The sequence below is a fragment of the Bifidobacterium catenulatum DSM 16992 = JCM 1194 = LMG 11043 genome (genome assembly GCF_001025195.1).
Taxonomy (GTDB): domain Bacteria; phylum Actinomycetota; class Actinomycetes; order Actinomycetales; family Bifidobacteriaceae; genus Bifidobacterium; species Bifidobacterium catenulatum.
The window spans coordinates 34,275-55,525 of record NZ_AP012325.1 but is presented as its reverse complement, the minus strand read 5'-3'; the positions used below and the strand labels follow the sequence as shown (position 1 = coordinate 55,525).

The following is a 21,251-nucleotide window of genomic DNA, read 5'->3' as shown; positions in this document are numbered from 1 at the left end:
CACAAAAACTCATTTGCGCTATATGTGGCACTTTCCTCTGCACAGATGGGTTCAAAACGTCGTTTCAATACCCCCTAACGACTCTTGTTTTCGGAAAACTGCCACATATAAGGGAAATCACATTTTTCAACGGAACGAATCTGCCACATATAAGGAAAATCGTATTCAGCCGGCGAACGACGTAGCCACCGTCGGCAATCGGCGCTATCGCATACAGTTGAAAGCATGACAAGCTTGAACGAACCACAGATCAACGCGGCGGCGCACGAAACCGCGGCAACAGCCGCAGCGAACATGGCGGCACCAGTCGAAAACCTCATCGAACATCCGCGTGGAGCGGAACCAGGCAAGCCGGGCCGCCGCGACGCCTTCTATTTCGAGCAGAAAACCCGCCTTCCCGACGCGGCCGACGGCAAGGGACGCGGCGGCGCACGATACGGCCGCACCGGTACCATTCATACCCCCCACGGCGATATTCACACTCCGGCGTTCGTGCCCGTGGCCACGCAGGCCGCGATGAAAGCCGTGCTGCCCGAAACCATGAAGGACCTCGGCGCACAATGCCTGCTGTCCAACGCGTTTCACCTGTATGAACGCCCCGGTGAGCAAGTGCTCGACGAAGCCGGCGGTCTTGCCAAATTCATGAACTGGAACGGTCCGACCTTCACCGATTCCGGCGGTTTCCAAGTGCTTTCGCTCGGCGCGGGCTTCAAGAAAACCCTCGCCATGGATGTGACCGGAATGAAATCAGACGACGTGATCGCCGAAGGTAAAGAGCGCCTCGCGTTCGTAGACGAGGACGGCGTAACGTTCAAATCGCCGCTCAACGGCTCACTGCACCGTTTTTCCGCCGAAATTTCAATGGGAATCCAGCATAAGATCGGTGCCGACATCATGTTTGCGTTCGACGAGCTGACCACACTGATGAACACGCGCGGCTACCAGGAACGTTCCGTGGAACGCACCTACCGTTGGGCGCAGCGTTGCGTTGCCGAGCATAAGAGGCTTACCGAAGAGCGCGTCGGCAAGCCGTATCAGGCGCTGTATGGTGTGGTGCAGGGCGCGAATTATGAGGATTTGCGCAGGCATGCGGCCGAACAGATCGCTTCGCTGGATTTTGACGGCGTTGGCATCGGAGGCGCGATTGAAAAGCGCATTATCGGCGACACTTGCGCTTGGATTTGCGATGCGATGCCGGAAAACCGGCCACGTCACGTGCTCGGTATCGCTGCAGTCGACGACATTTTCGCATGTGTCGAGAATGGTGGAGACACGTTCGATTGCGTCGCACCGGCGCGTTGCGGCCGAAATGGCGCGATTTTCACGCGCGACGGACGTTACAACATCAAGCGCGCGCAATTCAAGCATGATTTTGGCCCGCTTGAAGAGGGCTGCGATTGCTACACGTGCACGCATTATTCGCGTGCTTACGTGGATCATGCGTTGCGCGCCCGCGAATTCAACGGTTTCACATTGGCCACAATCCACAACGAGCATTTCTTCGTGAAGCTGCTGGACGACATTCGCGCGTCGATTGACGGCGGATATTTCGACGAATTCCGCGACGAAGCCTTGGCCCGCTTCTACGCCAACGGTTCCCGCGGCTAATGCATTTCACGTGGGCTTTCTGCCCAAACGAATGCTGAACCACACTTCCGCATTCCAAGGCGCCGACGAACAAACCCGTCGGCGTCTTTTTTTCATGCGTGTCGCGCCGCTTGAATTTTCCTACGGAAAATGGCGGCGCGACACGCCGATTTGAGGTTGTGTGGGTTTTGGTGTAAATTAATTCACTGTCTGCGAGCGTGGCGGAATGGTAGACGCGCTGTCTTCAGGTGGCAGTGAGTGTATGCTCGTGGGGGTTCAACTCCCCCCGCTCGCACCATGATGAAAGGCCGGAGCCGAAAGGTTCCGGCCTTTTCGTTTCCCAAGCGGCAGTAAGGCTCAGCGGCTCCCGACACCTCCAGTGACTGGAAAAATCAGGACTCGTGGTCGGACGTGCGCACCATAACTGTCCGATTCTGCAGAATCGGACAGTTTGTGGAGAATGGTTAGCGCACGAGGAAGACCATGATGATGATCATGGCGAAGCCGGTCAGGTCGGTGAAGGTGAACGTTTCGCCAGCCCATGCCACTGCGGTGATGGTGGCCATGACCGGTTCGCTGGTGCCGAGCATGGTGGCACGCACCGCGCCGACGCGCATCACGCCTGCCATGTAGAGCCAGAACGCGAGGAACGTGCCGCATACGATGGTGTAGAGCAGCAGGAGCACGCCTCGCGCGTCCAGTGCGGGAATGTTCGCCCACGGTTGCGCGAACGGGCATAGAATGAGTCCGGACATAAGGAATGTGATGCCGTTGATGGTCATGTCGCCCCATTTGAGCATGAGCATGACCGGCAGGATGGACATGGCCGCGGTGCTCACTGCGTCAACCAGTCCCCATGCGAGCCCCTGCCATGGCAGCGACAGCGAGGCGAAGTTGCCGCCGGTGGCGATGAGGAACGTGCCTGCGAATGCCAGGAGCACGCCGACCAATTCATGCTTGAGAGGCAGTCGTTTGACGCGCAGGCATACCCAGGTGAGCACGAAGACTAGGTTGAGCGTCTGCAATACGGTGGCGGTTCCGGAGTTCGTCCAGTCGATGGTCATCAGGTAGGAGACCTGCACCAGAAGCACGCATATCAGCGTGGTGACCAGATATTTCGGATACGATTTGACGTCTTTGACCGCTCCGGCGAGTTTCTGCGGCGTGGTGATGGCCGATCCGACCAGGAAGATCAGGCTGGCGAATAGCGCGCGCACGCAGGAAAGCCAGACCGGATCCAGCTGGTAGTCGCGCATCAGCAGTTTGGCCACGGTGCTGTTCATGCCCCACATGGCACCACCCAGCAGTGTCATGCCAGTGCCGATGAGCAGACTTTTCGGCGTCTGCTCCAGCACATGTTCCATTTTTTTCGCGGTTTTTTTCGCATTTTTTTGCGATTCGGAAGTTTTCTGCGATTGCGACGCCTGTCCCGACGTTTGCTTTGCCACGGCCTATCCTCGCTCTCTCCACGGCTTTCACGGCAAATTCACGGCGATTGTAACGCACACGGTGCGCATACTAAACGTCAGTTATGCAAAACAGATTTTATTCCGCCAAACTTGCGTTCGGTGCCGCCAAAAAAACGAGGATTTTGTCAAGATATGATTCGAGCACGGCATTCGGCATGGAGAAAATTTCGTGCAATGACTGGCTGTACCGCACTTTTTCGATGGAACCGCCACCTTCTCGCACACGTTCAACGAAGTCATCTTGTGGTCCGTTGAGCACCCACACGTCGCGGCCGGCTTGGAATAGCAATACCGGGGCTTCGATGGCTCCGCACATGTCGGGTTTGAGCACAGCTCGGGAAAGCGCCATCGCCTGGTTTGCCCAATCGAAAGTGGCAGCATTGGTCTGGCATGACTTGTCTGTCAAGCGCTGTTTGTGGAACCAGCGGATGCGTGCTTCGGAAGCTCCCTTGTAATCGTCGGGATTGAGGTTTCCGTCGAAATCGGTATGGCCGAACACGCGCGATCTGCCGAAGCCAAGCCCGCAGATCACGCCGACCACAATGCGTGCAATCCACGTTGGCATGCCGACCACCGGCGCAATCATCGGCGCGGACAGCACCGCTTTGTCGAACAATGACGGGTAGCGTTCCAGCACGGCCGCGCCGATGCCGCCGCCCATGGAATGGCAGTACAAGTACATTGGGCCATCTCCAGCCACTTCGCGACCCACGGTCTGCGCGAACGTGGCGAAATCGGCCACATACCGGCGCCAATCGTCGATCCATACCAAGCTCGGGTTGCTCATGTCGTGCGTGGAATGGCCATGTCCGCGATGTTCGAACACGCATACGGAATAGCCGGCCAGTAGGAAGTACCACACCATTTCGCTGTATTTGCGTCCGAATTCGGTGAATCCGTGCGAAATCACCACCGCACCGCGGAATATGCCCGATGCGCCGTCTTCACGCAATGCGTCGAATTTGTGCGCGTCGTAGCAGTAGTAATGCAACCGTCCAGAATGCTCCAGCTTAGGTAGCATATTGCCGTCCCAATCAACGGTGGCAGGTTCCATCCAGCCCTCCGCCATGCAGTTACGCAGCGCAGGCAGTACCGTTTCGTCCATTTCGGCGTCGTAGCGCGCCTCATCGATGAGCGTGATAGTCATGAATTCCATCTTAGGCGAACAAAGCCAAGACAAAACTAAGCACAAGCATGTGCGCTGTATAACGATGTATCAACAGTGCGTCACGCACTGTATCGCCACCCCGCGCGTCATCCTCGCATACTATGGAAGCATGAAATGTGTTTCACTACTGATGGTGGTGACGTTGTCTCTCACCATCACACCAGCATATGCGTATGCAACAACTCCCGTTGACGGCAACGACGATATCTCCACTGCCGCGAATCCCAACTGCCCAACATGGCTGCAATGGCTGTGTGGGAAAAGAAAGTGATCGCATAATGACCACGTCGGAAAAGCATCCTAAGATTCATCGCATCGCGCTGGTCGACAATGATCCGCGAGCGCTGGATTCGCTCAGTGCCGTCATTGCCTGCAAAGTGCCGACCGCATATGTGGTGTGGACTGCGACTTCTGGCGATGAGGCGATAGAACGCTGTCAGGACGCGAACAGCAATGTCAGTTTGTTGATTCTTGATATGTCGATGGAGGGTTTGCAGGGGCCTGCTACTTGTCGTCGGTTGCGTTTGATGGGCAAGCATATGCCGATTCTTGGTGCGACGAGTTTTTCCATCAAGAGTTATCGGGACAAACTGGTGGAGGCTGGTGCGCAGGGTTTGGTTGGTAAGGAGAATGCCGACCAGTTGGCGCAGATTATTATGCGTATGTGCAATGGCGAGGTGATGGAGGGGTTTGAGACGCCTGCGTTGGCTAATTTGCGTATTAGCAGGGAGGCTGAGACTGCGCCTTCGCTCACTGTTCGTGAGGAGCAGATTATTTCTTTGTGTGCGGAGGGCATGCTTGATCGAGAGATTGCCGAGCGTTTGAGGATTTCCGAAGCCACCATCCGCAAGCATATACAAAGTATTTTAAGGAAACTCAACTGTAAGACTTCGCGTCAGGCAGTGGCATTGTGGGTGAGGTCCAATGCGTTCTAAACCTGCAGCTCAGTACATTACGTGGCGGAATCATGTGCGCACGTTGCATCCGAATTTGTGGCATCCAATCCGTTTTACCATCATGTTGATCGTGCTCGTATGGACCGCATATGGAGTTTGTTACGAACCGCCTACCGACATATCTGGCGTGGTTTGGATTGCGATGCTGGTTGCAGCGCTCGTGGTATCTCCATTATTTCCAAAAAGCATGTCGGTGGCGATTATTGTGATTGCCTATGCTGGTGATCTGTTTACCTCTTACGCAAGTTCGGGTAATTCTCTTCCCACGCATCTCTACGCTTATGGCATGCTTGCGTACAGTACCAATGTCATTATCGCGGCAGCGCTGTTCACATATTACATTGCTACTATCCTGCTGATTTCGCCTCCTGGCCCAGGCACTAACCCTGTCTCCATGATCAGCATGTATGCCATGGTGCTGCTGCTCGGCAGGGCGTTGAGTTGGAGCGAGAAAACGACGCGGAAGCGTTTTGAAGCGGCGCAAAACAAGAATCGGTTGCAGGAGTTGGAAAGCCGCGCACGCATTGCCGACGCTATTCACGATGCGGTGACGGGCGATTTGTCGGCGGCGGCGTTTGTGGCACAACGGCATGTTGGCGGCGTTTCAGGCAGCCCTAGTGCCACTGCCGGAGGCCCTGTCAGCGCAGCCGATGCAGCCGACGCCGAAGACTGGCGTCAGATCAACGAATACATTCTTTTCGCATTGACGAATGTGCATCGCGTTATCGACGAATTGAATATGGATGCCACCGTCCTCCCCGGCGATGCTGACGGCGAAGCGCTGGCCAATCTGCTGCGAGCCACCATGAACGACGGCGACCGACGTTTGCGTAAACTCGGCTTCGAAATCACGTCCATACGGCACTGTGCGGGTGGCAAACCGAGTGCATCGCGGGAGACCGCCGAGCTTGTCAATAATCTGCTGCGTGAAATCTATGCGAATATCGCTCGTCATGCTGCCCCGGGAAGCAAGGTTGATCTTTCGGTGATACTTAGACCGAATGCCATTGAAATCACTCAAATCAATCCCATGAAAGAAGGGATAGCCGGAGCTGACGGGCACGATAACGAACTTCCTGGCGGCCATGGGCTTGCCTCGTTCAAGAAGCAACTTGAATCATATCAGGGCACGCTCACCGCGTCCGCGCAGGACGGCAGTTGGACGCTTTTCGCGTATATTCCGGTGACTGTCATCGACGATTCGCCGGGATTGTTTGAGCAAGTGCAGGCGTGATCGTGCATATTGCTATTGCAAATCTGACGTGATTCACGTGTTTTCTGATGTGATTCACGTTTCGACTTTGCTTGATATTCGCCTATTTCTAACGATTTTCGGCTTTTCCAAGCCCAAATTGGGGGGGGGTACACAAATGTGGTACCCCCTCGCTTGCGAAGTCGCTTTCACCTGTTTTATGTTGGCAATCGAGAAGGGAACGCGTTCGCCCACGACGCTCGGATGCTTGGCAGTCCGGGAGTCGCGGGGGAACGCGTTTTGCTTTTGTTCGTCGCTTTTGCTTGCGCTGTTGCAGCTATCATTACAGCGCTATCGGCTCAGCACTACCGTTCCAATGCTTCCGCGAGGAAATCGCGCTGCAGGATCAGCAGATTTTCAGCGACGGTTTCGTCATTGGTCATATGCGTGATGCCGGTCAGCGGCAGGAATGTGTGCTTGCGTCCGGCCGCCATCAGCGCTTGGCTCAGGCGTAGGCTGTGCGCGATCGTCACATTGTCGTCGGCGAATCCGTGAATGAGCATGAGCGGGCGATCAAGCTGAGGCGCGTCGGAGATGATGCTGTTACGTTCGTACACGGCCGGGTCAAGACCCAAGTAGCGTTCAGTGTAGTGCGTGTCGTACAGCGTCCAGTCGGTCGGGGGTGCGCCCGCGCAGGCCGCAGCGAAGGTTTCCGGCGCTTCCAGCACGGCGAGCGCGGAAAGGAATCCGCCGTACGACCAGCCGATCATGGCTACGCGGTTGAGGTCGGGTTGCGGGATGGTGGTTTCCGAGGATTCCTTGTTTTCTTGCGCAGCCAGTGTTGCCAACGCTTCCGGTAGCGCACGTACGGCGTCTACTTGGTCTTCGAGCGTCACGGATTTCATGGTTTCGTAGATGGCACGGTCCCATTTCGGCCCGCGTCCGGTGGTGCCGCGTCCGTCGGCGGTGACCACGATGTAGCCTTGGTCGGCCCACCATTGCGCATCCCAGTAGAAGGATTGGTTTTCGACGACTTGCTGGAATCCTGGACCGCCGTAAGGCTTCATGAGCACCGGCAGAGTGTCGGCATGCGCGTATTCGCTGCTAGCCGAGGGGAGCACGATTGCCGTGTACAGGCCACGTTCGCCAAGTCGGGTGAAGTGTACGTTCGGCGTGAATCCGGGGGTTTCGGCATGGTTTTCGATTGGTGAGACCACCATTGACGCCACGTCTGTACCATTTTCGTCGGTTGTGACGATGTTCATGCAATGCTGCATTTGCACAGTTGCATCATCCATGCCGCGTCCGGTCACCACGCAGCCGTTGCCTGCGCGAGACATGGTCCACTGGCCGGGCGCGTAGGTGAGGGGTTCCCATGTGCCGTCATAGCGGATCGACACCACGTCGAAGCTGCGGGCGTCATGATCGGCGGCGTTGGACTGCCAGAGGAATGGCAGGCTGTCGTCAGACAACAGTTCGGGGGTGCGCTGTACCACGCAGAGCACGTCGTCGTCGGTCACATTGAGCACTTCGCGCACCTGCAGTCCGGCCGGCGTGAAGGGCACGCCATCGACGGTAAGGCGGTTCGTGTCGGCATCCATGTCGTTCATCGCGCAGATCAGGCGTCCATTCGGCGTGAATGCGGGCGTGCCGTGGATCAGATCGAGCCAGTAGGCGTTGCTGTGTTTTTCGAGCACGCGCGTGCTGCCCGGGCGTTCACCTTCGGCATATTCGGGAATGGCGATGGAGAAGGTTTCGACTTGATCGCCTTCATCGTCGGTAAATCCGTTTTCCGCGTCTCGCATGGTAACGATCGGTTCGCCCACGTGGATGGCGAGCACCTGATCGTGCTGCTGGAGTCGGTCTTGCACGAGGATGATCGGCTCATGCCCGCTCGTCCAGCTGACTGCGGCCAAATATTCGTAAGTTTCATGATCCCACTGCACCTCATTCGCGATTGCCCCGTAGCAGCAGTTGTCGTTGTCGAAGCCAAGTTCCAGCAGGGTCAGTCGCACGTTGGCATTGGCGGTCAATGCTTGCGGATAGCGGTTGGATCGTGCAGGATTCGCAGGATTAGCTGGGTCCGAAAGATGCCAGATTGGTTCCGGGGATTCATCGTAGGTTTCGAACAGCACATATTTGGAATCGGGAGACCACCAGAAGCCGTCGTAGCGGTCCATTTCCTCGCCTGCTGCGAATTCCGCCAAGCCGATCTTCCATTCGCCGTCTTGCGGGATTGAAGCGACTACCGAAATCGCGTCTCCGATTTCGCAATCGTCGTCACCGAAAGCCGTGTCGAAAGCGGTATCGGCAAGATCGACATTCACCAGATAGGTGCCGGTGGTGTACATGACATGCTGCCCGTCAGGGCTGATACGCGGATTCAGTACCGGCTTGAGCTCGTCTTCTTCTATGGCGATAGCTCGCGTCACGCCGACTGCGATGTCGGTGAGGAAGAGTTGTCCGTTGATGGTGAAGGTCACGCGGTTGCCGCTTGCGTCGGTGGAATAGCCGACGATTCCGGAACCACCTTCGCGTGCACGTTCGCGACGCGCCCGTTCCTCAGCGGGAACGTCTTCGGCGTCGGCATCGGCGAGCAGCGTGCGTGGATCGGCGAGCAGCATTTCGCTGGCGTTGCCGTTTTCGTCGATCACGCTCATCCACAGTGAGGTGACGGTGTCTTCCGATCCGTCGGAACGCAGGAACAATGCACGGGAACCGTCTGCAATCACACGCGCGGAACGCGGAGCTCCGCAGGAAAACCGCAGTGTACGAGCTTTTTTACGAGGAAACTGTCGAATCGCATCTGTCATATTTCCAACCTATCACCATTCCATATCTCCTTTCCCACAGACATCCATCGCACAGCATGGAATCGAAATGATGGTGACAAACCCAGAATCATATACCCCCTAGATGGTATAAAGACCGAAATATTGAATGAAATTTTTGCAATTAAAGAGCTTACGAATTGGCGCTCGGCGCTCTACCGCGTAGGATGGGTGAGGATAGAAAGGGACAAGCATGAGTGTTCTCGACCGATTTGAGAAGAGCGTGGAAGGCGCCGTCAACGGGGTTTTCGCCAAGTTCGGGTCCAAGGACCTGCAGCCCGTCGACCTTTCCAGCGCACTGGAACGTGAGATTGATAAAGAGGCCATGCCCGTCACGCGAGACCGTACCGTGGCGCCGAACGAGTACCGTTTCAAGCTCAGCACACCGGATTTCAACAACATCGTCGATTGGGGTGCCGAGGCGCTAGCCAACGAGCTGGCCGACAACCTCACCCAGTATGCGAAGGACCAGCATTACGCATTCGTAGGCCCGGTCGTGGTGATCTTCGAAGAGGACCTCGACTTGACCAAGAGCAACTTCAAGCTGACGAGCGAATCCGTACAGGGCAACACCGTGCCCGTCACCACCGAGGCGCAAACCGAGGATTGCCCGATGCTGGAGATCGGCGAGCACCAGTATCTGCTTACGGAAAGCAAGACCATCATCGGCCGCGGATCCGACTGCGACATCGTGATCGACGATCCGGGCATCTCCCGCCGCCATATGGAGATTGACGTCACCGACAATGGCAGCACCGTCATCGCGCGCGATCTGGGCTCCACCAACGGCATGTATGTCGAAGGCCACCATGTCGAGGCGGCCACGCTGCTCGACGGCAACACCATCACCATCGGCCGCACCCGAATCCTGTATTGGGCCTCTTCGCAGGATCAGGAGTAACCAACCCCAATCTCGGGAGTTGCCTCTATGCTCACTGAACTTACTTTCGCGATCCTCAAGTACGGCTTCCTCGTACTGCTTTGGATCTTCGTAGCCTGCACGGTGCGTTCGCTGTACAGGGATGTGGAAACGCTCAGCCCGCGCAAGTCGCGGGCTCATCGCCGTAAGGAGCGTCGCGCGCGCAAGGCCGTCGAAGCGCCAGCGCCCGTGGCCGCCCTCGCGCCGGCGGTCGGCGCTACATCAAGTGCCAAACCTACCTTGCTGGTCATCATCGATGGCCCTCTTGCCGGCAGTTCCGTCCCCCTGACCGGCAACACCATCACGCTTGGCCGTTCCGCATCGAACACCGTGGTCTTGGATGATGAATTCGTCTCATCCCACCATGCGCGCGTCTACACGGATCCCGCCACCGGCAAATGGGCCGTCGAAGATCTGGGTTCCACCAACGGCACTGTGGTCAACCAGCAGCGTCTGAACGCGCCGATGATCCTCGGAACACGCATTCCCGTACGCATTGGCGCAACCACCTTCGAATTGAGGTGACCTGTTTGCCGACTTCCCCCGCTTCACAACCGCTGTTCATGTATTCCACCGTCGTTTCCGACGTGGGTACCGTACGTTCCAATAATCAAGATTCCGCGTTCGCAGGCGAGCATCTGATCGCCATCTGCGACGGCATGGGAGGCCATGCGGGAGGCGACACCGCCTCCACCATCGCCATCCGTTCGCTGGCCCACATCGAGCAAGACAATGTGCAGGGCGATGTCCAGATTATTGCCCACATGCTGAAAACCTCGGTGATGGCCGCGCATGACGCGATCGTCGGCAAGGCGAAACGTGAACGTCGTCTCGCGGGCATGGGCACCACCGTCACTTCTGTCGCACTGGTTGCGGGATATTGGGTTGTGGCGCATATCGGCGATTCCCGCGCGTATCTACTGCATGACGGCCGTTTGATCCGCATGACATCCGACCACAGCTATGTGCAGCATTTGATCGATACCGGCCGCATCAGCGAGTCCGAGGCGCGCAATCATCCGCAGCGCAACGTCGTGATGCGGGTTTTGGGCGATTTCGATATCGACTCGCGCCCGGACATCGCCGTACGCAAGGCGCATCCGTCCGACCGTTGGCTGCTATGCTCCGACGGCTTGTGCGGCGTGCTTGAGGATTCCACGTTGCAGGAGGTGCTATCCACCTGCTCCGATCAGGAAGAATGCGCTCAACAGCTGGTTTCGATGGCGCTTCGTGCCGGCAGTACCGACAATGTCACCGCGGTCATCGCCGACGCGACGCTCGCCCTCGACGCGGACGCGTTCGACCTGCCACATCAGACACCGCTGGTCGGCGGCGCGGCCAGCGCAAGCCTCGAACCGATCGCCGACATCATCAACGAGCCGGTCGCATCCGCACCCGCACTGCGCGAAGGCAAGAAGTCGCCGGCGGCCCGCGCGGCGGCATTGCGCAACGGCAAGAATCCCGACGAAAACGACAATCCTCAGGAACAGCGCGTGGCACAACCGTCCACGGTACGCGAGGAAAACGGCGACCGCACCAATCCCGATACCGGAGAAATCCCCGTCGTGCAAAAGGATGACGGCCGTATTTCCGCCGATCCAAACGATCCGGAAGTCGCCAAAGCCATCCACAACGAACATATCGAGCAACGCAAGACGAAGCGATCACGCACCCGACGCAACCGCGTGATCGCCATCATCGTCACTATCGTGATACTGCTAGGGCTGGCAGGCGGCGCTTTCGCAACCTACCGCTGGAGCCAAACCAAGTACTATATCGGCGACAATAACGGCGAAGTGTCGATTTTCCAAGGCGTGCCGACCAGTCTGTTCGGCTTCCAGCTATCGCATGCCATCACCGACACCAATATGAAGACGAGCGAACTGCCGCCAAGTTGGCAGGAGCAACTCACGCAGGGCATTTCCTTCGATACGTACGGCGAGGCGAAAACGCATACGCGCCTGATCAAAAAGCAGCTGAAACAGCAGCAGGACGCCGAAGCGCAGAAGGTGCAAAACAAGACGAACAGCGGATCCGACAGCAAGTCGTCAAGCAAATCCTCTGATACGACTTCCGACAAATCGTCAAGCAAATCAGGTGATTCGGGCAACGCTTCGGCAGACAAGTCAGGCGGTGACCAGTCATGATGGCAACCCGTCTGAAGCAATTCGGCCTACTCTTGTTCAGCATGCTGATTTGCGGCGTCTCATTCTTCCAGATGTTCGAACGCACCGCTGGCGGTTTTCCGCATAGTTACCTGTGGATGCTTGCATTCGTCGGCGCATTGTTCCTGACTGCCTGGGGATTGCTGCTGCGGTTCCAGCCGTACGCCAACCAAGCGATCATGTGCTGCGTGATGGTGCTGACGGGCACCGGCATCATGATGATCGCCCGCATCGATCAGGATTTGAACACGTCCGTCGCGTTCAAACAGTTGCTTTGGCTGTCGATCGCGCTGGTTGTGGCGGATCTGCTGGTGATTTTCATGAAGGATTACCGTGTGTTGCGGCGGTTCTCGTACGTCAGCATGGTAATCGGTTTGGTATTACTGCTGTCGCCGATGCTTCCGGTGGTCGGTTCCGAACAATATGGCGCCCGTATTTGGGTGAAGATTCCCGGTTTGGGATCGTTCCAGCCAAGCGAATTCGCGAAGCTGTTCCTTGCGTTCTTCTTCGCCTCCTACCTATATGACCACCGCGACCAGCTTGCGGTCGGCGGCAAGAAGGTGTTGGGCCTGCAGTTGCCGCGCATCAAGGATCTGGGGCCGATCATCGTGGTGTGGATCGTGTCGATGGGCGTGCTGGTCATGCAGCACGATTTGGGCACGTCGCTCATGTTCTTCGCCATGTTCGTGTCCATGCTGTATGTGGCCACAGGGCGTACCAGTTGGATTGTGATTGGTTTCATCGCGTTCGCCGTGGGCGCGTTTGCGGCGGCCAACATTTTCAGCCATGTCGGCGCCCGTGTTGGTGCCTGGCTGCATCCGTTCGACTCGACGCAATACAACAAGGAGTATGGCGGCTCATACCAGCTCGTCACAGGTATTTTCGGCCTGGCATCAGGCGGCTTGATGGGCACCGGCCTTGGGCAAGGTCACCCGTCGCTCACTCCGATCGCCAACTCCGACTACATCTACGCGGCACTTGGCGAAGAGCTGGGCCTCACCGGCCTGATGGCCATTCTGATGCTCTATTTGCTCATCATCGCCGCTGGGATGATCACTGCGATGAAAATCAAGGATGGGTTCGGCAAACTTCTCGCATCGGGCCTCGTGTTCACCATGGCCTTCCAGGTGTTCACCGTTGTGGGAGGCATCACATTAGTCATACCGCTTACGGGTTTGACTCTTCCGTACATGGCCGCCGGCGGATCCTCACTCATAGCGAATTACATGTTGGCAACACTCTTAATGGTGATTTCCAACTCGGCAAACAAACCCGAATCCGATATCGACAGCGACACGTTCCAATACGAGGCGATGCAGGCACTGAGCGCCCGCAAGCAGAGCCGCGCCCGCAGAAGCGTTGCCTCCGAGCAATCCGCTGCACAATCGCAAGCTGTTTCACAAGCAGCCACGCAAGCCGTTCCGCAAGTCGCCATACCGGCCACCATGCAGCAATCGCAGGCAACGGAAATCATCTCCACGGAAACGCCGGTCGCAGGCACGCCAATCGTGCCCCCTGCTCCCCCATCGAATGGGTTCGGCACATCTGACATGACGAGCACGCCGAACCCATCGGGCAACACGTCAGAGGGGAGCCAAGCATGAATAAATCACTTCGCCAACTGTTCACCATCGTGGTGGCGCTGTTCGTCATTCTGGGCATGTCCACCACGATCATCACGGCGATTCGCGCGAACCAGCTCAACAGCGACCCGCGCAACACCCGCGCCCTCTACCACGAGTATGGTGCTCCGCGTGGCGCGATTCTCGCGTCGGACGGCTCCGTCATCGCCAAATCCGACCCGTCGAACGACGCGTTCTCCTATCAGCGCTCCTATGCGGCCGGCGAGCTGTATGCGCCGGTCACCGGCTTCTTCTCCATCAGCCAGCGCGGTTGGAGCGGTATCGAAGCCTCGCGCAGCTCGCTGCTGTCGGGCCAATCCGACCAACTGGTGTGGCAGCGGTTCAAATCGCTGTTCACCGGCCAAGAGAACAAGGGCGCGACCATCGAAACGTCCATCGATCCGAAGATCCAGCAGGCCGCCTACAACGGTCTCGCCAACAATGACGGCGCGGCCGTGGCCATCGAAGTGAAGACCGGCCGTATTCTCGCCATGGCGAGCACGCCAAGCTACGATCCGAACCAGCTGGCAAGCCACGACACGTCCGAAGCGAACGGCAACTATTCCACGCTCTCGCAAAACGAATCGAACCCGATGCTCAACCGCGTCACCTCGCAGCTGTATCCTCCGGGATCCACGTTCAAGACGGTGGTGGCGGCCGCCGCGTTGGAAACGGGCGAATACCAGACTGACACCGAGATTCCGGCCGGATCGAGCTATACGCTTCCAGGCACGGCCACGCAGTTGACGAACGCCGTGTCGCAGGCCGACGGTTCGGATGGCAAGATCACGTTGGAAAACGCGATGGCGTATTCGTCGAACACCGCATTCGCCCAGCTGGGAGTGGCTTTGGGTGACGAAAAGGTCTCATCCATGGCCGAAAAACTTGGTTTCGACAATCCGATCGCCGTCGACGGTTCCGAATCCACGGGCACGCCGTGGGTGAGCGTGGCGTCGAATTTCCCAACCGATGCGTCCGACGACAAGCTCGCCTTGGCGTCCATCGGTCAGGGAGACACCGTGGCGACCCCGCTACAGAACGCGCTGGTGGCTGCTGCAGTGGCGAACGGCGGCAAGGTCATGCGCCCGACGTTGGTGGATTGCGTGCGTTCCTCCGATCTGTCGGTCATCTCGCAGACCAAGCCGCGGGTGATGAGCCGCGCGTTCAGTTCGGACACCGCGGGCAAGCTCACGCAGATGATGGAAGCCGTGGTCACCAAGGAAAACCAGAATCTGGCCATCGACGGCGTGCGAGTAGCAGCGAAAACCGGCACCGCGCAGATCGGCGACGGCAACACGTCCATCGACGGCTGGGTGATAGGATTCGCCCCTGCGGATGATCCGAAAATCGCCGTTGCCGTGGTGGTGCACAATGTGGACTTGTATGGCTCGTTCGCCGCAGGACCGATTATGAAAGCGATGATGCAGGAGGCGCTGGCAGAGTGAAACTGATTGAAGGACAGCTCATCCACCGACGCTACAGGTTGGATGCCCGTCTAGCCCAAGGTGGCATGGGCGAAGTGTGGAAAGGCTACGACATCCAGTTGGGCCGACCAGTGGCCATCAAGGCGTTGCGTGGCGATTTAGGGGTCACGCAGGAGGCCAAACTGCTTCGCTTGCGTGCGGAAGCACATAATTCCGCCAATCTTGCACACCCGAACATCGCCGCGTTGTTCGAATATTACGAGCATGACGGCATCGGATTCCTCATTATGGAGTATGTGCCCAGCAAGTCGTTGGCCGACCTGTTCCACGAGCAGAATGGTCCGATGGAGCCGACCCGCTTGCTGCCGATTCTCATCCAGACCGCCCGTGGCCTGTTCGTCGCCCATTCGCATGGCGTGATCCACCGCGATGTGAAGCCGGCGAACATCATGGTGTCCGATTCCGGCGAGGTGAAGATCACCGATTTCGGCGTCTCCTACTCCACTAATCAGGAGCAGATCACGCAGGATGGCATGGTGGTGGGCACCGCGCAGTACATTTCCCCGGAGCAGGCGCAGGGCCAGCATGCCACACCTCAATCCGATATCTATTCGCTTGGCGTCGTCGCCTACGAGGGCCTGTGCGGGCATCGTCCGTTCACGGGTGCCACGCCGGTTGACATCGCCGCAGCCCATGTCAACAATCCGGTTCCGCCGCTGCCTGACTCCGTCGATGTGCAGCTGCGTGAATTCGTCATGTCAATGCTGGCCAAGGATCCCCTTGACCGTCCGAAGGACGCGTTGACGGTGTCGCGCACATTGTCCCGCATCGAACGCCGTCTGCTCGACCAGCAGACACAATTGGCTGACACGATGGTGGTGCCTACAGGTGGAAGGCTTCCGCGCCGCGTGGTTAGCAGACCTCATATCTCCTTGATCACTGATGGGAAGGAACAGGGATGAACATCAACATGCCTACCTCTTTGGCTGGTGAACGTTACCAGCTCGGCCAACTGGTCGGCCGTGGCGGCATGGCCGAAGTGCACGTGGCGCTCGATACGCGTCTTGGGCGTACCGTCGCGGTCAAGATCATGCGCGCCGACTTCGCCAACGACAAGATCTTCCTTGAGCGTTTCCGTCGCGAAGCCCATTCCGTGGCGCAAATGAACAATCCCAACATTGTGAACATCTACGATTCGGGCGAGGAAGTCGTCACCACCGAAACCGGCCAGACCGAGCATCTGCCGTATCTGGTGATGGAGTATGTCAAGGGCCAGACCTTGCGCGACATTCTCAAAGTGAACGGCGCTTTGAGCCAGCGCGACGCCGAACAGGTGATGATGGGCGTGCTCAACGCGCTCGATTATTCGCATCGCATGGGCATCATCCACCGCGACATCAAGCCCGGCAACATCATGATTTCCGAGCAGGGCATGGTCAAGGTCATGGACTTCGGCATCGCCCGCGCGCTCGACGATTCCGCCGCCACGATGACGCAGTCGCAGGGCGTGGTCGGCACCGCGCAGTATCTGTCTCCCGAGCAGGCGCGCGGCGAAAGCGTCGACATGCGTTCCGACCTGTATTCCGCAGGTTGTGTGCTGTATGAAATGCTTACTGGAAGACCGCCGTTTACCGGCGATTCCGCAGTGGCGATCGCCTACCAGCATGTTTCAGAGGTCGCCACTCCCCCAAGTTCGGTTGTTCCAGGATTGCCGAAGATGTGGGATTCGATTTGTGCGAAAGCGATGGCGAAGGATCGTCAGAACCGTTACGCCACGGCTTCCGAATTCAAGAACGATCTGCTGACGTTCATGAACGGCGGTGTGCCGATGGCTGCCGCGTTCAATCCGTTGACCGATCTGACCAATATGAAGGCACGCAAGCAGGCCGAAATGACTGCGAATACCGTGGCCATGACCCCTGCCGGCGAAACGACCGCAACGCAGGCGTTCAATCCCGTCACAGGCCAGTTCGAAGCCGTGCCGAACCCACAGAACGGCGTTGCCACGAAAACCCGTGCGGAACAGCGTGCGGAGGCCGCGAAGGCACGCAAGAAGAAGCAGATCATTATCGGCTCCGTCGTGGGCGGTCTGGTGGCTTTGCTGGTCATTCTGGGCGTGTTCTTCATGCTGAACAAGAGCGACTCCGCAGCCGACATGGTGGAAGTGCCTGATTTCACCGCCACGGCGAATATTTCCGAGGCTCGCGTCGAAGAGCAGCTCGCAGCCAAAGGACTGAAGCTCGACGCCCGCGAGGATTCCGATTCGAGCAAGCCGAAAGGCACAATCACCAAGCAGAATCCAAGGGGCGGCAAGAAGGTTTCCAAGGGCTCCACGGTTTCCGTATGGTTCTCCACCGGCCCGCAGTCGGTCGCAGTGCCGGATGTGTCGAACAAGAGCCAGGACGATGCGAAGTCCATTCTTGAGGCCGCCGGCTTCAAAGTGGGCAACGTGCGTACGGTAGACAACGCATCCATCGAAAAAGACAAGGTGGTAAGCACCGATCCTGCCGCCAATTCGAAGCAAACCGAGGGCACGATCATCACGCTGTACATTTCGTCCGGCATGACCAAGATTCCCGACAATCTGATAGGACAGCCGAAGGATTCGGCCATTGAGCAGCTCAAGCAGGCCGGTCTGGCGCAAATCACCATCGAAAACGAGTATTCCGATTCCATCGCTTCCGGCGCTGTGACCCGTGTCGATCCAGGTGTCGGAAGCACGGTTGAGGCTGGTACCGCGGTCACGATTTGGGTGTCCACCGGCAAGCAGCAGATCAGCGTGCCGTTCGTTACCAAATCCACGCTGGCCGAGGCGAAAAGCATTTTGCAGGCCGCCGGATTCCAAGTGAGTGTCAACGGGCCGCAGGATGGCGATGCGACCGTCGTGTCGATGTCTCCGAATGGCGGCAGCCAAGCCGACAGCGGATCGACCATCACACTGACCACCACCAAGAAGTCATCCACCGACACCCCCAACACCGACACCCCCAACACCGACACGAGCAACACCGGCACCAACAACCAGCAAGATAACTAGTAATCAGGGGAGGGAGCGGCGTCGAGCCGCTCCCTCCCCTCTCTTCTTCCCCTCAACCAACAAAAGCAGTCAAGGGCAGCGCCCAAAAAGAAAACTACTCGTTCACCTTAGGCCTCAATCCAATCGACTTCTCCACTGCCGACTCCTGCCCACACACCTTCAGCCAGTTCGCAAGCAATCGGTAGCCGTCCTGCGTCATCACGGATTCGGGGTGGAACTGCACCGCGTACATCGGCTTGCTGCGGTGCTTAATGCCCTGCACGATGTGGTCGCTCTGCGTCCACGCGGTCACCACCAGCTCTTCCGGCACGGAATCAGGCTCCACGGCCAACGAATGGTAGCGAGTGGCGGTCATAGGATTGGCCACTCCTTCGAAGATCTCGTCGTCGATGTGCTCCACCAGACTGGTTTTGCCGTGCATGATGGTAGGCGCATGGCTTACGGTGGCGCCGAACACTTCGGCCAGTGCCTGCATGCCCAAGCAAACGCCGAACATGGGCTTGGACTGCTCCGCGCATAGGCGGATCATGCCTTCGCTGGCACCGGATTCCGCCGGAGCACCAGGCCCTGGGGAGATCAGCACGCCGTCATATTCGTCGATCACACCGTCCTCGCTCGGGTCGATCGCATCGTTGCGCACCACCGTCACCGTGGCACCCAACGTCTTCAAATATCCGACGATCGTGTACACGAACGAATCGTAATTATCCACGACCAGAATGCGTGCGGAATCGGTCATCATGCTCCTATCGACGTTGGAATGCCGACATCCGAATATTTCGAATCATTCGAATGCTTCAAATCCTTCGAATATTCCGAATGTTTGCGTTGTGCGAATACTTGCGCTTGAACAGCAGTCTACGTGCGCAACATGTCATAGCATGACGCGCGTCTCACGCAGCAACCGCAGCAACTGCAAAAAGCGCCTTATACGGCCGTGTAATTCGACATTTCCCGCAATGCCGGAATATTCGTCGCAGCCCACGGGAACAACCATTCAAAGCACGATGCGGCCGCCGCGAAAATCAACAACGCCATCAGCACGAGTCGAATCGGAAGTACGCCCGGCTGCAATCGCATCAATCCTCCGTACAAGCTGAATTCCGGCTTTTCGCGACGTCCCGCGCGCACGTCGGCGAGGTACGGCCAACGCCATGCCACGAGCGCGGAAAGGAAGATGATCACGTATGCGGCAAGCGCGCCGAAAATCCACGGTTCAAGCGAGCTGACGGATGCGACGATCGACGATTTTTCGTTGTTGACGAATTTGACTTTGCCGTTGGAGTCGGTGGATGTGAGCTCCTGGGGGATGCCGTCGGACACTTTCGCCCAGTATGAGAATTCCGCGTAGCTGATCCAGCGGTGCGTCGGCGTGGAATATTTCGGTTCGCACGTAGTCATGGTCAGCATGCGTTTGGTCGGTGTAGCGCCGGGATTTTCGGGGTTGGCGGCGACCACTTCGATGTCGGTCGGCAGCACGATTTTGTAGCTCGTGTAGTGGTACACATACCAGTAATCCTGCGTGCGGATGATAATCGGGTCGCCTTCCTGCAGTTTGTCGACATCGCCGAGTGGCTGTCCGTAGCCGTTGCGGTGGCCTGCAAAAGCGAAGTTGCCGACTTGGCCGGGCATTTGCGAGTCTTTATAGTGGCCGAGGCCGTGTTTGTTGAGTTCGGTGAGGGAAGTTCCCTCAACGAGGTTGCGTTGCCATTGGCTGCCGAATCGCGGAATGTAGACTTGGGCGATCAGCTCACCTTCCTGCGCGCTTTGCGGTTGCGTTGGCGGGTCGCCTTCCTGCGCCTGCGCGATGGTGACGTTGTCGGATTGGCCCGGGTCGGACCATGATACGGATTGGCGCGTTTCGATTTGGTTGTGTTCTGCTTGCACGCCCGTCCACCACATTTGCCATGCGATGTAAAGCGCGCAGACGGCCGCTGCGGTCAGCATGAGTTCGGCGAGTATGCCAAGTATCGTCCATACCACGCTTTTGCGGCGTTGTCTATGTGCCACGTGCTTCATCGTTTACTTCCCCTCTTGCGATTCCTGCACATCTTGTAATTGCTGCGTTGCGTCCGTTTGCTGCGTTTCTTCTGTTCCGTCGCTCATCGCCTGCGCGTATTGCAGCGGCTGCTGCAGAGCGTCGGTCGCCTCGAAATGCAGTTTTTCTTTTTCTTCGACCTGCCAGCCTAAGCCGAACGCGCTGACGTACTGCCGGTATATGGTCACGTCCTGCGAATCGTCGAGCGCTTTTTTCATATTGTCGACTGGCCCGATCGCGGAAATGGTGAATGGCGGCGAATACTTTTTGCCCTGCAGGAGCAACACGTTGCCGGAGCAGCGCACCGCGGAGTTGAAGAGCACGCGCTGGTCCATGATCATCATGGATTCCGCACCGCCCGCCCACAGCGCGTTCACCACGGCTTCAATGTCTTGCTGATGCACCACGTAGTCGTTGATGTTGGATGTCGATCCGCTGGAGTCGACCATGTCTTCCCAAAGTGGCGAATCGTCGAGCGTCACCACGAGTCCGGGACCTTCCACCGCGGGCAGCATGGTGCCGGTGCCTGCGCTTTCGCTGTCTTGCGGGTCGGTGCCGTCCTGGCTGCTCAGTGTCTTGCTCAAATCGTTCACGCGGGAGCTGAGCGCGTCAACTTCCGTCTGCAGGGAGTTGACTTTTTTCACACGTTGTTCCACGAGTTCGGCGGTATCATTGGTCACCACGACGGAACGGTTCACGCGCAGGTTTGTGACGAGCAGGAATCCGGAGAACATGAGCACGAGGACTGCCGCCGCTCCGGCCGCTTTCGACCGTTTCGCAGTGTGCTTTCCGGTGTGCTTAGCCATGCGGACCTTCCTGATTCCTGTTAAGCATTTGCTCTGA

At 57.8% G+C, this 21,251-nt stretch carries 17 protein-coding genes and 1 tRNA gene; 12 read left to right on the top strand and 6 right to left on the bottom strand.

The genetic code is table 11. The features are described from left to right. Positions 1 to 294: 294 nt before the first annotated feature. Entirely contained in the window at positions 295 to 1,608 is a 1,314-nt protein-coding gene (tgt, locus tag BBCT_RS00220; RefSeq protein ID WP_033512857.1) for a tRNA guanosine(34) transglycosylase Tgt, read from the top strand. A gap of 191 nt (positions 1,609 to 1,799) precedes the next feature. Next, positions 1,800 to 1,885: transfer RNA gene (locus tag BBCT_RS00215), tRNA-Leu, on the top strand. 166 nt (positions 1,886 to 2,051) lie between these two features. Here BBCT_RS00215 and BBCT_RS00210 read toward each other — a convergent pair. Both BBCT_RS00210 and BBCT_RS00205 read right to left on the bottom strand, forming a co-directional pair. Beyond that, positions 2,052 to 3,035, bottom strand: coding sequence for a DMT family transporter (locus BBCT_RS00210; RefSeq protein WP_003833628.1), 984 nt, complete (start codon positions 3,033 to 3,035; stop codon positions 2,052 to 2,054). A 97-nt stretch (positions 3,036 to 3,132) separates the two neighbouring features. Beyond that, complete coding sequence (locus tag BBCT_RS00205) at positions 3,133 to 4,203, bottom strand: alpha/beta fold hydrolase (protein ID WP_172620090.1); 1,071 nt, start codon at positions 4,201 to 4,203, stop codon at positions 3,133 to 3,135. A 130-nt stretch (positions 4,204 to 4,333) separates the two neighbouring features. Between BBCT_RS00205 and BBCT_RS09060 the strand changes: the two genes are divergently transcribed. The 3 genes from BBCT_RS09060 to BBCT_RS00195 all read left to right on the top strand — a co-directional run bounded on the left by BBCT_RS09060 (position 4,334) and on the right by BBCT_RS00195 (position 6,414). Next, on the top strand, positions 4,334 to 4,495 hold the full coding sequence (locus tag BBCT_RS09060) for a hypothetical protein (RefSeq protein WP_155812143.1): 162 nt from the start codon (positions 4,334 to 4,336) through the stop codon (positions 4,493 to 4,495). Between the two features lie 7 nt (positions 4,496 to 4,502). Then, positions 4,503 to 5,159, top strand: coding sequence for a response regulator transcription factor (locus BBCT_RS00200; RefSeq protein WP_003833623.1), 657 nt, complete (start codon positions 4,503 to 4,505; stop codon positions 5,157 to 5,159). A 307-nt stretch (positions 5,160 to 5,466) separates the two neighbouring features. After that, on the top strand, positions 5,467 to 6,414 hold the full coding sequence (locus tag BBCT_RS00195; RefSeq protein WP_231858063.1) for a sensor histidine kinase: 948 nt from the start codon (positions 5,467 to 5,469) through the stop codon (positions 6,412 to 6,414). Positions 6,415 to 6,737: 323 nt separating this feature from the next. On the opposite strand, the gene BBCT_RS00190 is transcribed toward BBCT_RS00195, so the two are convergent. Next, on the bottom strand, positions 6,738 to 9,185 hold the full coding sequence (locus BBCT_RS00190) for a S9 family peptidase (RefSeq protein ID WP_033512841.1): 2,448 nt from the start codon (positions 9,183 to 9,185) through the stop codon (positions 6,738 to 6,740). Between the two features lie 211 nt (positions 9,186 to 9,396). Here BBCT_RS00190 and BBCT_RS00185 point away from each other — a divergent pair, with 211 nt between their 5' ends. From BBCT_RS00185 to pknB, 7 genes are read left to right on the top strand one after another with little or no spacing between them, the layout of a single operon-like run. Further along, positions 9,397 to 10,104, top strand: coding sequence for an FhaA domain-containing protein (locus BBCT_RS00185; RefSeq protein ID WP_003833618.1), 708 nt, complete (start codon positions 9,397 to 9,399; stop codon positions 10,102 to 10,104). A 27-nt stretch (positions 10,105 to 10,131) separates the two neighbouring features. Further along, a complete protein-coding gene (locus BBCT_RS00180) occupies positions 10,132 to 10,647 on the top strand; it encodes an FHA domain-containing protein FhaB/FipA (RefSeq protein ID WP_003833616.1) in 516 nt (171 codons plus the stop codon). Between the two features lie 5 nt (positions 10,648 to 10,652). Further along, complete coding sequence (locus BBCT_RS00175; RefSeq protein ID WP_033512839.1) at positions 10,653 to 12,269, top strand: PP2C family protein-serine/threonine phosphatase; 1,617 nt, start codon at positions 10,653 to 10,655, stop codon at positions 12,267 to 12,269. Beyond that, positions 12,266 to 13,891 (top strand): FtsW/RodA/SpoVE family cell cycle protein, encoded by a 1,626-nt coding sequence (locus BBCT_RS00170; RefSeq protein WP_003833613.1) that lies wholly within the window; start codon positions 12,266 to 12,268, stop codon positions 13,889 to 13,891. The genes BBCT_RS00175 and BBCT_RS00170 overlap by 4 nt, the downstream gene beginning before the upstream one ends. Beyond that, a complete protein-coding gene (locus BBCT_RS00165) occupies positions 13,888 to 15,354 on the top strand; it encodes a peptidoglycan D,D-transpeptidase FtsI family protein (RefSeq protein WP_003833611.1) in 1,467 nt (488 codons plus the stop codon). Before BBCT_RS00170 ends, BBCT_RS00165 begins: the two co-directional genes overlap by 4 nt. Then, positions 15,351 to 16,295, top strand: coding sequence for a serine/threonine-protein kinase (locus tag BBCT_RS00160; RefSeq protein ID WP_003833608.1), 945 nt, complete (start codon positions 15,351 to 15,353; stop codon positions 16,293 to 16,295). Before BBCT_RS00165 ends, BBCT_RS00160 begins: the two co-directional genes overlap by 4 nt. After that, positions 16,292 to 18,370 carry a Stk1 family PASTA domain-containing Ser/Thr kinase gene (pknB, locus tag BBCT_RS00155; protein WP_003833606.1) on the top strand — a complete coding sequence of 693 codons (2,079 nt, stop codon included), beginning with the start codon at positions 16,292 to 16,294 and terminating at the stop codon, positions 18,368 to 18,370. The genes BBCT_RS00160 and pknB overlap by 4 nt, the downstream gene beginning before the upstream one ends. A gap of 94 nt (positions 18,371 to 18,464) precedes the next feature. Here the strand turns inward: pknB and BBCT_RS00150 are convergent, their stop codons facing one another. The 3 genes from BBCT_RS00150 to BBCT_RS00140 form a co-directional block, all read right to left on the bottom strand. Further along, positions 18,465 to 19,109: an anthranilate synthase component II gene (locus BBCT_RS00150; protein WP_033512837.1), complete on the bottom strand. Its 645-nt coding sequence runs from the start codon at positions 19,107 to 19,109 to the stop codon at positions 18,465 to 18,467. Between the two features lie 188 nt (positions 19,110 to 19,297). Next, entirely contained in the window at positions 19,298 to 20,389 is a 1,092-nt protein-coding gene (locus BBCT_RS00145; RefSeq protein WP_003833600.1) for a class E sortase, read from the bottom strand. 3 nt (positions 20,390 to 20,392) lie between these two features. Then, positions 20,393 to 21,214 (bottom strand): DUF881 domain-containing protein, encoded by an 822-nt coding sequence (locus BBCT_RS00140; RefSeq protein WP_003833598.1) that lies wholly within the window; start codon positions 21,212 to 21,214, stop codon positions 20,393 to 20,395. Positions 21,215 to 21,251 lie beyond the last annotated feature (37 nt).

Excerpts from the sequence above, each read along its gene's own strand:
- BBCT_RS00190 (WP_033512841.1), bottom strand. The coding sequence starts at position 9,185 with ATGACAGATGCGATTCGACAGTTTCCTCGTAAAAAAGCTCGTACACTG.
- BBCT_RS00185 (WP_003833618.1), top strand. The coding sequence starts at position 9,397 with ATGAGTGTTCTCGACCGATTTGAGAAGAGCGTGGAAGGCGCCGTCAAC.
- BBCT_RS00165 (WP_003833611.1), top strand. The coding sequence starts at position 13,888 with ATGAATAAATCACTTCGCCAACTGTTCACCATCGTGGTGGCGCTGTTC.
- tgt (WP_033512857.1), top strand. The coding sequence starts at position 295 with ATGGCGGCACCAGTCGAAAACCTCATCGAACATCCGCGTGGAGCGGAA.
- BBCT_RS00200 (WP_003833623.1), top strand. The coding sequence starts at position 4,503 with ATGACCACGTCGGAAAAGCATCCTAAGATTCATCGCATCGCGCTGGTC.
- BBCT_RS00180 (WP_003833616.1), top strand. The coding sequence starts at position 10,132 with ATGCTCACTGAACTTACTTTCGCGATCCTCAAGTACGGCTTCCTCGTA.
- BBCT_RS00195 (WP_231858063.1), top strand. The coding sequence starts at position 5,467 with ATGCTTGCGTACAGTACCAATGTCATTATCGCGGCAGCGCTGTTCACA.
- BBCT_RS00150 (WP_033512837.1), bottom strand. The coding sequence starts at position 19,109 with ATGACCGATTCCGCACGCATTCTGGTCGTGGATAATTACGATTCGTTC.
- BBCT_RS00145 (WP_003833600.1), bottom strand. The coding sequence starts at position 20,389 with ATGAAGCACGTGGCACATAGACAACGCCGCAAAAGCGTGGTATGGACG.
- BBCT_RS00205 (WP_172620090.1), bottom strand. The coding sequence starts at position 4,203 with ATGACTATCACGCTCATCGATGAGGCGCGCTACGACGCCGAAATGGAC.
- BBCT_RS00170 (WP_003833613.1), top strand. The coding sequence starts at position 12,266 with ATGATGGCAACCCGTCTGAAGCAATTCGGCCTACTCTTGTTCAGCATG.
- BBCT_RS00140 (WP_003833598.1), bottom strand. The coding sequence starts at position 21,214 with ATGGCTAAGCACACCGGAAAGCACACTGCGAAACGGTCGAAAGCGGCC.
- pknB (WP_003833606.1), top strand. The coding sequence starts at position 16,292 with ATGAACATCAACATGCCTACCTCTTTGGCTGGTGAACGTTACCAGCTC.
- BBCT_RS09060 (WP_155812143.1), top strand. The coding sequence starts at position 4,334 with ATGAAATGTGTTTCACTACTGATGGTGGTGACGTTGTCTCTCACCATC.